Consider the following 14,042-nt stretch of genomic DNA (forward strand, 5'->3'; position numbering starts at 1 on the left):
TTGACGGCAAAAATAAAAAAAGCGGGGATGCCCCGGCTTTTTTCATTTTTCGACAGTCGTATATTGTTCTATCTTTTTTTGCTCGTCGGGTGTTAAAGTTTCTGTCCGTTTAAACGTATTCATGGTTACAAGCAGGGCAGCTATTATAAAAACGGGTATGACCCAGCTTGTTATTTTTTTTGCGATATTCATATTCTAAGTCCCCTTATACATCGTTAAAATTCATATGATATTTAGAAAAGGAGGAGCTGGATTTCTCGTTTATTGCTGAGCTTTCCAGCTTCCATTTCTTCTTTTATCCCCGGCTCCGGATATTTGTCCATTTTTCTCGTTTTTAACGAGTACTTGAACACCGCCATAATACATGGGGGAAATTTTCTGAATGACTTCATATCCTGAATCTTCCAAGTCGGATATTGTTTCATCCGAAAGCCTGGATTCTGTATAAATCTTCTTTCCATCAAAGACGAACCGATTACGGTCGACGATATCCTGAAATGGGCCTTCATTCTCTGTATAAGAATAAAGAACCTGCATCAATACTTGCGGAATCCTATCACCGCCTGGTGAGCCGATCCCAATCGATTCCTGCCCTGGTTTCTTGAGAATGGTCGGAGCGGTGAAAGTTCTTGACCGTTTATATGCCTCTTGAGAATTCAAGCCGGACCGGAAATTTTTCAATTGATCGTTAAGGAAAAATCCATTCGTATAATCCCCAGATCCGAAAAAGTTACTGAGCGTATTTGTTGTGGAAACGACAGTGCCATACTTGTCCATTATCACAAAGTGTGTCGTACTTTCATGCTCTTCTGAACCATTCGATTCTTTATCTTCCCATTTTTCACTTTTGATCTTATTTTTAAGATTATCCAAGTGAATGGGGGAGAGCAATTTTTCCGCCTTAGAGTGACTTATTCCATCTCCAACATGGGCGGACCGATCTTGATAAGCAGTATCCGTGATGCCCCCCAAGATTTTCATATAAGCTGATTTGCTTGAGGAATCACCTAGGTTCATTTCCTCGGCGAGCTTTAACATTTCAAGAACTGTAATTCCTGAAAAGGGCGGAGGGGCGGTAAAAACATCATAACCGGCAAATGCTCCTTGGACCGGCTTACGTTCTTTCACCTCATAGCGCTTTAAATCCTTCAAGTCGATATCTGATTCTCTTTTAATATCACGCGCAATTTCCCCTTTATAAAAACCATCAGGACCTTCCTTTTGAATCTGCTTCAATGTTTCAGCAAGTCTTTCTTGGACGAGAGTTTTGCCTGGTTCAATGGCATCACCATCAGGATAAAAAAGAGAAGTCGCATCGGAAGATATCCTTGGCTGAGCTGCATCTAAGCGTGATGATAACGATTCGTCGACTTTAAATCCGTCTTCAGCCAAATCTATCGCCGGCTGAAGAAGATCCTCCATCGGTACGCTCCCATACTTATCACTTATAACCTGCATGCCGGCCACTAAGCCTGGAATCCCTGTATCGTGTCTTGAACTTGGGTCTTCCGGAGAGGATTCACGATAATCGATAAAATTGGGATCGCCGGTTTCCGGGGCAATCAGCATACCGCCGCCGCCACCCACGCCAGATCCATAAGGTTCAACTACACCTAATACATAAGATACGGCAATGGCGGCATCCGCCGCCGTTCCGCCGTTTTCCAATATATCCATCCCGACATCTATTGCGATTGGGTTTGAAGAACTGACCCCATATGATTGTTCCGTTTTACTCTCTATCGGATCATTCATGTCAGAAATAGGGGGTGTCTTCGAACATCCAGCAATATATATGAGCATGCTAAGGGATATGAGTACTTTTCCCGTCATACGGTTAATCATCGGTTGTTCCCCCTTTTAGTTGAGCTTCTAAGTTGTGTGTCTTTATTCTTCAAATAGTAGTAACAAAGCGTTCCTTACTGAATGGGCTGCGTATCCTGTTGTTTAGCCTGTGCTGCTTTTTTCTCTTGAGCAGCTTTCTTTTCCATTGCTGCCTTTTCCTCTAGTTCACGTTGTGCCTTATGGTCGATTACCTTTTTGTGATCCAAGGTAATCTCGATGCGATCCTCTTTTTTCGACCAATGGACTTTTTCACTCGTTTCCTTCGTCAACTGCCGGTAAACACGTGATTTGTCGATTGAAGAGGTAGCTGGCCTTGGTGTTGCTTCTTCAATTTGCAATGGAAGGACATCGATTGTAGCTTTTCCGTCTTCCGCTAAATGGTATTGAACCATGGCCGAATCCTTTGTGCGTGTCCAGCCTTGATCGAATATGAAATTTCCTAAGCTATAGAAAACGATTCCATCTTTATAAACATCAAACGATTGAAGCACGTGGGGGTGATGGCCGATGATGATGTCAGCCCCCGCATCGATGATAGCTTTAGCCAAGTCTTTTTGACGAGCGGTTGTTGATGTTGAATACTCTTGTCCCCAGTGCATATTCACCACAACCAAGTCTGCGTTGCCTTGCTTGGCATTCCTTGCTTTGCCGATCATTTCAAATAATAAATCAGGGTTGGAGTTCAATAGTCCGGCTTTATCATTTTTTGACACGGCATCCTTACCGTAAACATCTGTGAAGCCAAGTGTTGCGACACGTACGCCATTAACATCCGCATAGTCGATGCTATTTTTAGCTTCCGCAGTGTTCGATCCAACACCGATATAGTGCATATCTGCACTTTTGAATTCATCAATCGTGTCAAGGAGGCCTTGTTCTTCATAGTCCATCATATGGTTATTTGCCAAAGACATCACAGAGAAGCCAGCATCTTTAATGGCTTCCACACCACTAGTATTGGAGTTTAACCGGATGGGCGTATCTGCTTCCTTGTAGTTAGATACCTCTTCTTTTAAAGCGGTATGTTCATAATTCCCACTGACATAATCCGAATTGGCAAAATAGGGCTTCATATACCGGAAGAGGTATTCATACCCATGCCTTTCCGCCACTTCTTCAACATAACGTCCCATCATCACATCACCGACCATTGTCATCGTCAATGGTTGATCGGATTTTGGAGCGGTTGTTTTCACTTCTTCAGCCCGTCCCATCCAAGTGGTAATGACCAAAGCGATTAGTAATATTGGTAGTATGATTCCAGAGTATTTAAGATTCTTTTTCTTTGTGCGTTTAATAAAGATAAGTGTTTTTTCTTTTGCATTTAAAGTCCGTTTCATTTTTTGCACCTCAGAATAGGTAGTACACGTTCATTAAACCGAAAGTCAAGCCGGATAATAAAAGCGTGCTGCCAAGTGTCAATGGCATTCCTTGTCTTTGAATCGTATTCGCTATCAATCCAGGTACGATTATACCGATTCCCCGAAACTCGAATATTTCAAATGGCATGACGGGGTAGACTAAGTCCAACAGGAGCTTCAAGCAAATCCCGGTCACCATCATGGCTGCGAATTTTCTTCTTCCATATAAAATCACCCATCTTGAAAGGCCATGAGTGACGATCAAATAAGTTACGACACTGATGATCAGGATGGTCAGCATGATTTCCCATTGGTCAAATACCAATGCCAAATAACCTGGCACGATAAGTCCTGCGGGTACGACACCCGTTTTTTCTGAAAATATAAGACTAAGCGTAACTCCTAGCACTAGGGCTACATATAAATCCGATCCAAACATTAAGGTTCCTCCTACTTAACTCGCTTTTTGCTTCGTTTTAGATTTCATGAATGCTTCAATTAATGGTTCCGCTGCACCGTGAATATTCCCGACACCGTAGACGATGCGATTTTTCATCATTGGGCGGAGGCGGGCCACGATTTCTTCAGTTGACCAGTTTTCCAAATCCCAATATTCTTTTGTATCCAATTTACCTTGCTCGAATGCCCGAGTGATCGGTGATGTGGTTTCACCAATGGAAATGACGATTTCAGATTTTATGTAAGGCAATACATCTCTAGCAAATTGTTCGGTACGGTCCACACGGTCGGGACGGCAATTCATGATGACGATAGGAGGTTCTGTGCTGTATCCGAATGTATTGACTCGTTCCCAGATGTTCAACGTCGATGACGCGTCATTGGCAGCAAAGCCATTGACAAAGAAAGTTGGCTGGATGGGATCTCCGAATTTGGTGATCCGCATAGCACCTGGATCGGGATGCGCATTCAACATGCCGCGAAAAGCTGTTTTTTCATCAATGCCCAAAGCTTCCGCAACGGCCAATGCCAGTGATGCATTATCCGGAAATACCATATAATCGAATTCGCGTAGAAATTCTTCCGAAATTCTGGAATTGTCTGCCACAATCACTTTTGTATTGCGTTCTTTGGCAATTTGCTTGAAAAAGTCCAAATATTCACTTTCGATGGTTATTAAGTGACCATTATAGGGAATCGTAGCAGTGAAGGCTTCAGCAACCTCATCCAAAGTCGGTCCCATGACATCCATATGGTCTTCCAATACATTCACGATGACCCCGATGTTTGCTTGGATCATTTTGTTTTGGAAGATTAGTTGATAGTCAGGCTGTACGGCCATACATTCACAAACCAGTGCTTCGGTTCCTAAATCGGCAACTTCTTTAATTACACGCCGTTGTTCTCCTATGTTGGGTCCTTCCGGTCGGCGTACAATCGGTTTTTCCTTGTCGGTAAACCAATAGATCATTCTTGCTGATGTTCCGGTTGTTTTACCTACTGTTTTGTACTTAGCTTCCTGGATCACACCTGTAATCAGACGCGTTACAGTCGATTTCCCTCGGATCCCATTCACATTCACACGTACCGGGATGGAGTCGAGACGCTTCTGATGGCGCTTTTGTTCGAAAATGCCATAGCCAAGCAAAAAGATCGCACAAATAAATATTGGTGCCATTTTTTAACCTCTCTTTTTTTAAATATTTGATTTACTGAATACACACTACATGATTTTAAACTTAATAGGCAATAGTCAATTATCTTATTGCAATATAGTTATTATCAGCTTTTTCAAATAAATGTATATTGGAGTGTAATAGTATCTAATGGGATAAATTGTTTTATGAGTACAAAGATATGGCTGGAAATTAAGGGAATCCTCGGTTTATTTACACTAAATTATGGAAAGTTTAATAAAAACCCATTTTGGTCAGAATCAAAATAGATTCATGAGTATTTGAACCTAATTCATAATGGCTATATTTGAATAACAATTGTTTTTGAAAAGTGAGGTTTATTACAGTTTGTTAATTGTTTATACCCATTGTTTGACATAAACGTAACAATTTTTATGCATTTGTCATTCAATGTGAAATATTGCATCTAACGACTCAATTAGTTGAACTCTTTTGAATATGGACAAAGATGAGTAAAAGAACACATCTCTTTTTTTTGGTATTTTCCGGTTTTTTCCTTAGGTAATACCCATGGGTCTATCATTGATCTTTTACCTAAAACATGAAATAAACTAAAGTTAACCCATTTTTTAAAAAAAATACCTAGTTTCTTCTATAGATATAGTGTTTTAAAGAAGAATGCAAAATAAAAAAGCTCAGAAGCATTTCTGAGCTTTCGGCTTATATATTGTAAATGAATGGAATGGTAACGAATCTCCGTTTATCTGGAGATTTAACGTTTGTGGGTCTCGAACTGCAGCCTGTGTAGCTGATTATGGAAGGAATCAGGTTAACTAGATTTCTTTCTGTCAGAAATTTCAAGGTTGGAGCCCTTTTTACCGCCATCAATCACATAAAGTCTAGGAGCTAATCTCCTTCTTTTTCCTTGATTGTCAGGATTCATCTTCATATAATTTTCGTATTCTTTGCGAAAGAATTCTTCGGTTTCCCGTTCCAGTGCTTTTCTTTCGTTAAAATCTGTTATGAATTTGAAAAAACGTTTCATATGAATTCCTCCTTATGGGGTTAAAAGGTCTTAGTTTAATAGTAACATATCATTAGTGAAATTTAACCTTTTTAAAAAATTTGGAGTGGGAATCGTGTTTTTGTGTGAATAAAGTTGTGAACGGTTTGATTCGAGAGAAAGCATGCAATGGAACCTTACTGGGTATATGTTCCCGTGCATGGTGTTGAAAGGAAATGTCGGGATTTGCAGTAGCAGATATTGGAAGAGGTGATTATTTAAGTTAAAATATTCCTTTAATCAATTATACACTAAATATTCTGAAAACAAAGGAAAATATTCACTTCCAGCCGCTTCTGATAGATTTGTTTTTTAATGGTTTATTATTGTGTATAGTTATTTATTCCCCGAATATACGAAAATGAAACAACCCTTATAATGGAAGGAAAAAAGCAATTTCCCGCATTCGGGAAATTGCTAGTGTCATAATTGGAACTTCTTAACCTGTTCAGTGAGCAGTTCTGCCGAAGATGCAAGTTCACTGGCATGATTCGTGATTTCATCCATCGAAGAGCTGGATTGCTGAGCGGAGGCGGAGACTTGTTCGATTCCTGCCGCGGACTCTTCAGAAACGGCTGCGATATCTTCGATAGCCTGATTGATTTTTTGGCTATTTGTGGAGATATAGTTCAATTCGTCTGTTATATGCTGTATTTTCATTTCCATATTCCCGACAGAATGATTGATTGTTTCAAAGGTTCGGCCTGTGAGCGTGATTTGTTTCGTACCTTCATCCACTTGTGTATAACCATCTTCCAGGGAGTGGACGACCGTTTTTGAACCTGTTTGAATGGCGGAGACAATATTGGTGATATCCCCAACGGAGTGTGTGACCTCTTCAGCGAGTTTGCGCACTTCATCGGCGACGACGGCAAAGCCCTTGCCATGTTCACCAGCACGAGCAGCTTCTATGGCTGCATTCAGCGCCAATAGATTGGTTTGATTGGATATATCCTTGATGACCTGCACAAGCTGCGAAATTTGCTGTGATTGAGAATCGAGCCCTTTCACTTGCTCTACGGCATTTTTGACAATTCCATCAATACTTTGCATCTGTTGGACCGAACTGCGCATTAAAGTGGTGCCCTCCTTGGTCAAGGAAAGGATCTCGGTTGAACTTTTAGCTACATCCACCCCTTCTAGGTGGGCAAGCTTAATCCTGCCGGTGAAATCATCCATGATGCGAACCATTTCAGATGCCCGGTTGGCTTGTGACTCCGAACCTTCCGAAAGTTCATACATCGTAGTCGCTATCTGTTTGCTGCCCTGCTGCACTTCATTTGCTGATTGAGTCAGATCTTCGCTTTGGTTGGAAACGGAGTGCGAAACAATGAGCATTTTTTCGATCGTATCACGAAGGTTTTTCTGCATTTGATTGGCGGATACCGTTAGTTCGCCCATTTCATCATTTGACTTTTGCTCCAGGGGCTCATGATTCAGCTCTCCTGCAGCCACCAATTTCATCCTATCCCTGATTTTAAGGAGGGGGGTGGTAATGAGGTTGGCTGTAACAACCGCAAGGACAAGGCCGATAAGGACTGCCGCAATGGATATGATGATACTTGTCGTCTTAACCGATTTCCCGCTGGCGATGACGGTTTCACCTGAAGCGACAATCAATTCCTCGCGTTCCGAAGCAAGCTCCTTGAAACCCTCCATAACTTCATTGCTTATTGGCGCCACTTCATTTTTGAGTATCTCTTTAGCGCGTACTTCATTTCCATTTTCATATTGTGGAAACACCCGGTCTACAATCATCGTCCTCCAATCCACGCTTTTCTCGATTAATTCCTTCGCTTTATCAGAATCGCTTAAGGCAAGGAGATCCTCCTGGATGACCTGGCTTTCTTCAGTATATTGTAAGAACCCTTCTTTATAACTCTCGTCACCATAAAGAATATAGGCTCGGGCGTATGCGGTTCTTTGTACTAGATTGTATAGCAGCTTGTCGTCTTGGATAAGAAGCGGAAGTTCCTTTTCGATGATATCCTGGGAATATACCAGTGACTTGTTGCTGCTATAGATGTTGAATGCTCCTAAGATGACACATAAAGATATGATGAGTGAAAATGCCACTAATACCTTTGCTTTAATGCTTTTCAAATTATTGGACCCCTTTATCGATATTTTATTCACACTGTTTTATCGGATAAATAAAAGGATATTTAAGCAATGAAAAGTTAACCAAATTTTCCATCAGATCTAATGTTCTCTTAATATAAACATCTTGATTTCTTATCGTTTTCAAGTTACTATTGACTTGGAAAAATATAATATTCCGTGTTAAGGCGGAAGAGGTTCTAGCTACCCTCTCAAAAAAACTAAGGAGAAACAGTGCTCTATTCTTAGGGTGCTGTTTTTTTCCGTAAAAAGGAGTTTTATAGAAATGAAGAAGAAAGAAAAGGCAGTGGTTGTGTTTAGCGGAGGTCAGGACAGTACGACGTGCCTGTTCTGGGCGATGGAGAGATTTGAGGAAGTGGAAGCGGTGACGTTCGATTATAATCAGCGGCATATCTTGGAAATCGAATGCGCTCAAAACATTGCCAAGGAATTGGGCGTAAACCATCATATCCTTGACATGTCGCTGCTGAACCAACTGGCACCAAATGCGCTGACGAGAAGTGATATTGCTGTGGCGGACGGAGAAGAAGGGGAATTGCCGTCGACCTTCGTACCAGGGAGGAATTTGCTGTTCCTTTCGTTTGCCGGAGTGCTGGCGAGTCAGATTGGCGCTAAACATATTGTCACCGGTGTCTGTGAAACGGATTTCAGCGGATATCCGGACTGCCGCGATGTATTCATTAAATCATTGAATGTGACCTTGAACTTGTCGATGGACCAGTCATTCGTCATTGATACGCCGCTAATGTGGCTTAATAAAGAGGAAACATGGGAGCTAGCGGATCAGCTAGGCGCGTTCGACTTTGTCCGCGAAAAGACCCTGACTTGCTATAACGGAATCATCTCCGACGGCTGTGGAGATTGTCCGGCATGTAATCTGCGTAAAAAAGGACTGGATGACTATGTAAGCAGACGGAAGGTGCTTTCATGATGTACGGTTTTAAGATAGTGGATAAACTCCAAAAAATAGATGAAGATATTCAGCGCAGCCAATTGAAGTATACAAACAAGAGGGTTCTCGTGAGTAAGGAATTCACCTTTGATGCAGCACACCATCTGCATGATTATGAAGGAAAATGCAAGAACTTGCATGGCCACACGTATAAGGTCATTTTTGGATTAAGCGGGTATACAGATTCACGCGGGTTGATGATAGATTTTGGGGACATCAAGGATATATGGAAAAATGAAATTGAAATCCACCTGGATCACCGTTATTTGAATGAAACCCTGCCGCTCATGAATACAACAGCTGAAAATATGGTTGTCTGGATTTATGAAAAAATGGCCGAATCCCTTTCATTAAAAGAATATGAGGGTGCTAGAGTCGAATTTGTTCGACTGTACGAAACGCCGACAAGCTATGCCGAAGCCAGACGGGAGTGGATGGAAAGTGAGTAAACTCCCGGTTATGGAAATCTTTGGGCCGACCATCCAAGGAGAGGGAATGGTCATTGGCCAAAAAACCATGTTCGTTCGAACGGCCGGCTGCGATTATTCGTGTGCCTGGTGTGATTCCGCATTTACTTGGGATGGCACCGGTAAGGAAGATACCGTCCAGATGACTGCCGAAGAAATATGGGATGAGCTGAAGCGTATTGGGGGTTCCGGTTTTTCCTTCGTGACGATATCAGGAGGAAACCCGGCTCTGCTGAAAAACCTAAACGGCTTGATAGCGATCTTACATGAAAATAAAATGAAAATAGGTGTCGAAACCCAAGGGAGCCGATGGCAGGATTGGTTTCTCGATATTGATGAACTGACTATTTCACCTAAGCCGCCGAGCTCTGGTATGAACACGGACTTTACGGTGCTCGACCAAATCATCTCGAACCTTGCCAATCGAAATCCTGAAAATCATGTCTCATTGAAAATCGTCGTCTTTAACGAGGAAGATTATCAATATGCCAAACATGTACATGGGCGTTACCCGGAAATTCCTTTTTATCTGCAGGTCGGCAATGACGACAGCAGGACGGCGGATGATCGTCAATTGATCAGCGGTCTTTTAAAGAAGTACGAAGAGTTAATTGATAAAGTGATAGCGGATGATGAATTGAATGATGTGAAAGTGCTGCCCCAGCTGCATACCTATATATGGGGAAACAAGCGGGGCGTATAAAGAAAAGAGAGCAGGAGGCAGTGAGATGCGTAATCACACTGCCTTTTAAGCTTATTACAACCTTTGAATGTGTGTAGCTTTGAAGGATGATGTGTATTTAAGGCCATATCCAAATAAGCGATCCATTCCAATATGCGCGGTCCAAATTAAACCAAACAGCATCAATGCATCCGACTTTAGAAAAATGGCTAGCAAAATCATGAAGATGGACAGGGTATAAGTATGAAATAAGTTATAAACCCTTGCTCCAATCCGATCATTGATCAGATAGGCCAGCATGGAAACATCAGGCGATAAAATCAATAGAAGGAAAATCCACCAGCTGAATTCATATAACGAATAGATGTAAATCACCGCTAAAAGGACCACGAGTCCTTCAATATGAAGGTATTTCTTTACCATATTAAAACCTCCAAAGTTTATTTGACCAATGGTCAATAATATTCAAAAAAATTATATGATGTTCCTGATGATATTTTTTACATGAAAATAAGCTAAGCCTTTTACATCTTGATAAGTTAGCTCAGAATTAATATAAAAAGTTATGAATCCATGAAGAGAAAGAAAAATCGACCATATGGACGCAGGATTCAATTTGTTGTCCGTTAGGTCCGTCAGGGACTGGATTAGCTTTTCATATGTTTTATTAGAATCAAATTGAAGTAACTGCTGAATTTCTTTTTCCTTCGATAAAAACATTATGGAATAATGATTTTGTTGGGTTAAACCGAACTCCAAGAAGCACAATAAAATCTTTTCCATTTTTACAGTAGGATCATTTTCCGACATGATGATATCATCGATTAAATTATTTAATACGGAAAAATCCGTTTTTACCAAACTATAAAATATTTCCGCCTTATTTTTAAAATGATAATAAATGGCTCCATGGCTGCAATCCAATGATTTAGCCAATTGCCTCATTGAGACATTCGAATACCCTAACGTTGCAAAAAGGTTTCTAGCTTCATTCAACACCATTTCCCTGGATAATTCTTTACCTGCCGATTTCCTTGGCGACATCTTGACACCTCCTATTTATTGACCACTGGTTAATTAGGATGATAGCTCACTGATTTCCAAATGTCAATTATTAGATCGAATGATAAATTCCTGTTTTTAAAGATAAACTTTACCACTTTGTTGAAGCGGAATTCCACCAGTGTTGCAAAGGGGAGGATTCAGGACATTGCAGCGTTTGACTTATTTTGTACCGTTAATACCCTTACATGGTATTATTAGTGCGTTGAGGGGATGAATAAATGAAAAAGAAATTCGGTATTTTGGCATCAATTTTCATAGTCTTGACCGGCTTTTTTTTATTCACTAAACCGTATAAAAATAAAACAAAATCTATAGAAGACATTTTTGAAGTGTATCCAACAGTTCAGGTAATAACAAATGAAATGATATTCATAGAGGGAGTTGATGAGGACAATCCGGGTGATATCGATTTGAATGATGAAGAGGAATTGGAAAAATTGGTAAAAAAGCAATATGAGCAAAATCAAAAGGGGGAAATAATTTTTACAGAAAAAAATCAGTGAAATCACCCACCTGTAATGAGTAAACTAATGGGGGAGGAGGCAGTTATTGATAGTTTTGGATAGTATCTATGGGGAACACATTGTAGAGGGAGTTCTGAAAGAGCTGATAGTAAGCAAACCGGTCCAAAGATTGAAGGGGATACATCAAGGCGGGGCAAGTTATTTAGTTAATGAGAAGTGGGATGTCACACGATTTGACCATTCAATTGGTGTGATGCTTTTAATAAAAACGCTTGGAGGTTCATTAGAGGAACAAATCGCGGGCTTACTGCATGACGTATCCCACACTGCATTTTCACATGTTATTGATTTTGTTCTGGATTGTAAGGATGAAGATTATCATGAAAAGATATATGATCAAGTCATTATGGAATCCGAAATCCCATTTATACTGAAGGAATATGGATATGATTGTAAAGTAATTTTTCAATCAAAATGGGAATTGCTTGAACAGCCAGCACCTGAGTTATGTGCCGATCGGGTAGATTATACTCTCCGGGATATGTATCAATATGGACATATCACAATCGAAGCCATTAAAGAATTTCTAGAACATGTAATCATAATAAATGGAAGGATGTATCTGGATAATATTGAATCGGCGGAATGGTTTGTGAATACGTATTACAGCGAAGTTATTGATTTTTTCATGAACCCGCTTAATATATATGGCTATGATATCTTGGCAAAGACCTTAAAATTGGCTTTAGCTAAAAAACTGATCAGCCTTGATGACTTACTCGGTACAGATGAAGAGGTCATGTCCTTGTTAAGCTTCACTGAAGACCATGAAGTTCAAAACCTGTTAAAACGGATCCATGGTAACGTAAAGGTGAAAGAAGGTCAAGTGGAATACGATATACATCGGAAAAATAAAATGCGGCTCATTGATCCTTCCGTTATTCAAGGAACCCAATTAGTAAGAGCATCCAGTTTATCAGAAAAAGTCAAGAAAATGGGAATTGAAGCCTACAAAAAAGCTTCAAAGGGCATGTATCTAAAAGTGATTTCCGATTGAATTTCGTGTCAAACCATACGGAAAGTCAAAAACTCAAGGGTGTTATTCATCCTTGAGTTTTTTCTCGGAAACATCTAAGTCTCCTCCCGTTTAAAAATTAGTTGATTTAGACAATCGACATCTAGGAAGGAGCTTGATTAACGGATGCCTTATACATCTGAACCAGCACCCTTTAATAATTAAAAAACTAATGATGCTCTCAAAGTATTAACGCCATTTTCTAAATAACCCTTTAAACAGGTTAATGTATAAACCCAACCTTCCTTTTGTCCGATCATTTTGTTTATTATTTCAGGGTCGTCTTCACTCAATCCTGATTCGTTTACTTCAATAATTGTACTCGTATTATCCAACTCTTTTAGTGTAATTGTAACAATCGTTTCTTGATCATTTCCGCCCCACGCAAACACGATTTTCCTATTTTCCTCAACTTCCATTACATTAATAACCACTTCAGCATCGTATTCGTTGTATCTCAATGTAAGTGTCCTGCCTTGTTCCCATCTTTCCGAACTCGATGAGAACCAAAAATTCCCGATTTTTTCAGGATTCACTATTGCTTCAAACACTTCATTAGCTGGCTTGATTATCTTAAACTTCGTAATTATTTGGGTATCCATACTAAATCAACTCTCTCTCGATTTGTTTTTATTGTTTTCCACTATCCCAATCTACTGATATTGGCGGCAGGGTCCTTCCAGTTTCAAGCAAGCTCTTCAGGTTACTCAGAATGGCTGGCCAACCATTATTCAAGCCTTCAAAGGTATTGTCATCATATACTAAATCTGTCTCCAAAAGCTCCTCATGCCTAAGCGTTAACTTTACAGTCGAATCATCCATTTTCTGTAATTCAAAAGTGACCCGTGTAGGCTGCTCGCGAGGTGTTTCGTCTCCTGCCATGTTCCATGTAAACGAGAGCAGGTGCAACGGCTCACACTTAAGTACATTCCCATGATCAGTAATCCGCCCATCTTCCAGCATATATTTGACGCTTGAACCTTCTTGCCAGTCAGACTGGACTTGGCATCCGAAGTGATATTTCTTCGTGACTTCACCACTCGTCAGGGCTTCCCAAAGCTTCTCTGGTGTGGTTGCGATATAAATAGGATAGACAAACGTAGTTTTTTTCATAATTCTTTTTCCTCCTTGCCAAATAAGATATCAAGATCGTAACCTAACTCTATCATTGATTGTCGGCTTTCATATACAGCCGGTCAAGCAGTTTTTTGCGACAGAAATCGGCAAAGTCATTGCATTGAAGAAGATTTGAAGTGCATTGCTAAGACCGGATTCTCCGTGACATAAAAGGGCCGTATGGAAACTTCTTGATTTCCAATCGCTTTCAAGCTACGATAAATAAGGAAAATGAT

Annotated in this window: 16 protein-coding genes, 1 pseudogene and 1 riboswitch; of the genes and pseudogenes, 5 read left to right on the forward strand and 12 right to left on the reverse strand. The window is 40.4% G+C overall.

Translation table 11 applies throughout. From position 1 onward, the window contains the following. Positions 1-42: 42 nt before the first annotated feature. The 8 genes and pseudogenes from V3595_RS02450 to V3595_RS02485 all read right to left on the reverse strand — a co-directional run. Positions 43-192 (reverse strand): CapE family protein, encoded by a 150-nt coding sequence (locus V3595_RS02450; protein WP_485905311.1) that lies wholly within the window; start codon positions 190-192, stop codon positions 43-45. 69 nt (positions 193-261) lie between these two features. Continuing rightward, positions 262-1,845 carry a gamma-glutamyltransferase family protein gene (locus V3595_RS02455; RefSeq protein WP_485905312.1) on the reverse strand — a complete coding sequence of 528 codons (1,584 nt, stop codon included), beginning with the start codon at positions 1,843-1,845 and terminating at the stop codon, positions 262-264. Positions 1,846-1,919: 74 nt separating this feature from the next. After that, positions 1,920-3,185, reverse strand: coding sequence for a CapA family protein (locus V3595_RS02460; RefSeq protein WP_485905313.1), 1,266 nt, complete (start codon positions 3,183-3,185; stop codon positions 1,920-1,922). A gap of 10 nt (positions 3,186-3,195) precedes the next feature. Then, on the reverse strand, positions 3,196-3,645 hold the full coding sequence (gene pgsC, locus V3595_RS02465; RefSeq protein ID WP_048687555.1) for a poly-gamma-glutamate biosynthesis protein PgsC: 450 nt from the start codon (positions 3,643-3,645) through the stop codon (positions 3,196-3,198). Positions 3,646-3,660: 15 nt separating this feature from the next. Beyond that, positions 3,661-4,842, reverse strand: coding sequence for a poly-gamma-glutamate synthase PgsB (gene pgsB, locus V3595_RS02470; protein ID WP_101223059.1), 1,182 nt, complete (start codon positions 4,840-4,842; stop codon positions 3,661-3,663). A gap of 788 nt (positions 4,843-5,630) precedes the next feature. Next, complete coding sequence (locus tag V3595_RS02475; protein ID WP_063232584.1) at positions 5,631-5,846, reverse strand: hypothetical protein; 216 nt, start codon at positions 5,844-5,846, stop codon at positions 5,631-5,633. Positions 5,847-6,287: 441 nt separating this feature from the next. Next, positions 6,288-7,235 carry a methyl-accepting chemotaxis protein gene (locus V3595_RS02480; protein WP_485905712.1) on the reverse strand — a complete coding sequence of 316 codons (948 nt, stop codon included), beginning with the start codon at positions 7,233-7,235 and terminating at the stop codon, positions 6,288-6,290. Continuing rightward, positions 7,227-7,622: pseudogene (locus V3595_RS02485) on the reverse strand (HAMP domain-containing protein); the annotation flags it as partial. The pseudogene V3595_RS02485 and the gene V3595_RS02480, both read right to left, overlap by 9 nt. Positions 7,623-8,152: 530 nt before the next feature. Further along, a riboswitch (PreQ1 riboswitch) is annotated at positions 8,153-8,195 on the forward strand. A 55-nt stretch (positions 8,196-8,250) separates the two neighbouring features. On the opposite strand from V3595_RS02485, the gene queC reads away from it, so the two are divergent. The 3 genes from queC to queE are packed head-to-tail and all read left to right on the forward strand — an operon-like array spanning position 8,251 to position 10,107. Beyond that, positions 8,251-8,916, forward strand: a complete 666-nt coding sequence (gene queC / locus V3595_RS02490; RefSeq protein WP_485905714.1) for a 7-cyano-7-deazaguanine synthase QueC — start codon at positions 8,251-8,253, stop codon at positions 8,914-8,916. Next, complete coding sequence (gene queD / locus V3595_RS02495) at positions 8,916-9,386, forward strand: 6-carboxytetrahydropterin synthase QueD (protein ID WP_402899924.1); 471 nt, start codon at positions 8,916-8,918, stop codon at positions 9,384-9,386. Before queC ends, queD begins: the two co-directional genes overlap by 1 nt. Continuing rightward, a complete protein-coding gene (gene queE, locus V3595_RS02500) occupies positions 9,379-10,107 on the forward strand; it encodes a 7-carboxy-7-deazaguanine synthase QueE (RefSeq protein ID WP_214748913.1) in 729 nt (242 codons plus the stop codon). The genes queD and queE overlap by 8 nt, the downstream gene beginning before the upstream one ends. A 54-nt stretch (positions 10,108-10,161) precedes the next feature. Here queE and V3595_RS02505 read toward each other — a convergent pair whose 3' ends face one another. Together V3595_RS02505 and V3595_RS02510 are read right to left on the reverse strand one after the other, a co-directional pair. Then, positions 10,162-10,509: a DUF4260 domain-containing protein gene (locus V3595_RS02505; protein ID WP_485905314.1), complete on the reverse strand. Its 348-nt coding sequence runs from the start codon at positions 10,507-10,509 to the stop codon at positions 10,162-10,164. Positions 10,510-10,560: 51 nt separating this feature from the next. Continuing rightward, the gene (locus V3595_RS02510) at positions 10,561-11,130 is read right to left on the reverse strand and encodes a TetR/AcrR family transcriptional regulator (RefSeq protein WP_402898692.1); all 570 of its coding nucleotides are present in this window, start codon (positions 11,128-11,130) and stop codon (positions 10,561-10,563) included. Between the two features lie 239 nt (positions 11,131-11,369). Between V3595_RS02510 and V3595_RS02515 the strand changes: the two genes are divergently transcribed. Then, positions 11,370-11,654: a hypothetical protein gene (locus tag V3595_RS02515; protein ID WP_485905315.1), complete on the forward strand. Its 285-nt coding sequence runs from the start codon at positions 11,370-11,372 to the stop codon at positions 11,652-11,654. Positions 11,655-11,700: 46 nt separating this feature from the next. After that, positions 11,701-12,672: an HD domain-containing protein gene (locus V3595_RS02520; RefSeq protein WP_485905316.1), complete on the forward strand. Its 972-nt coding sequence runs from the start codon at positions 11,701-11,703 to the stop codon at positions 12,670-12,672. Positions 12,673-12,851: 179 nt separating this feature from the next. Here the strand turns inward: V3595_RS02520 and V3595_RS02525 are convergent, their stop codons facing one another. Together V3595_RS02525 and V3595_RS02530 are read right to left on the reverse strand one after the other, a co-directional pair. Beyond that, positions 12,852-13,292: an SRPBCC family protein gene (locus tag V3595_RS02525; protein WP_485905317.1), complete on the reverse strand. Its 441-nt coding sequence runs from the start codon at positions 13,290-13,292 to the stop codon at positions 12,852-12,854. Positions 13,293-13,320: 28 nt separating this feature from the next. After that, a complete protein-coding gene (locus V3595_RS02530; protein ID WP_485905318.1) occupies positions 13,321-13,803 on the reverse strand; it encodes an SRPBCC family protein in 483 nt (160 codons plus the stop codon). Positions 13,804-14,042 lie beyond the last annotated feature (239 nt).

The organism is Bacillus sp. CFBP9009, from assembly GCF_036541465.1.
In the GTDB taxonomy this organism is placed as follows: domain Bacteria; phylum Bacillota; class Bacilli; order Bacillales; family DSM-1321; genus Peribacillus.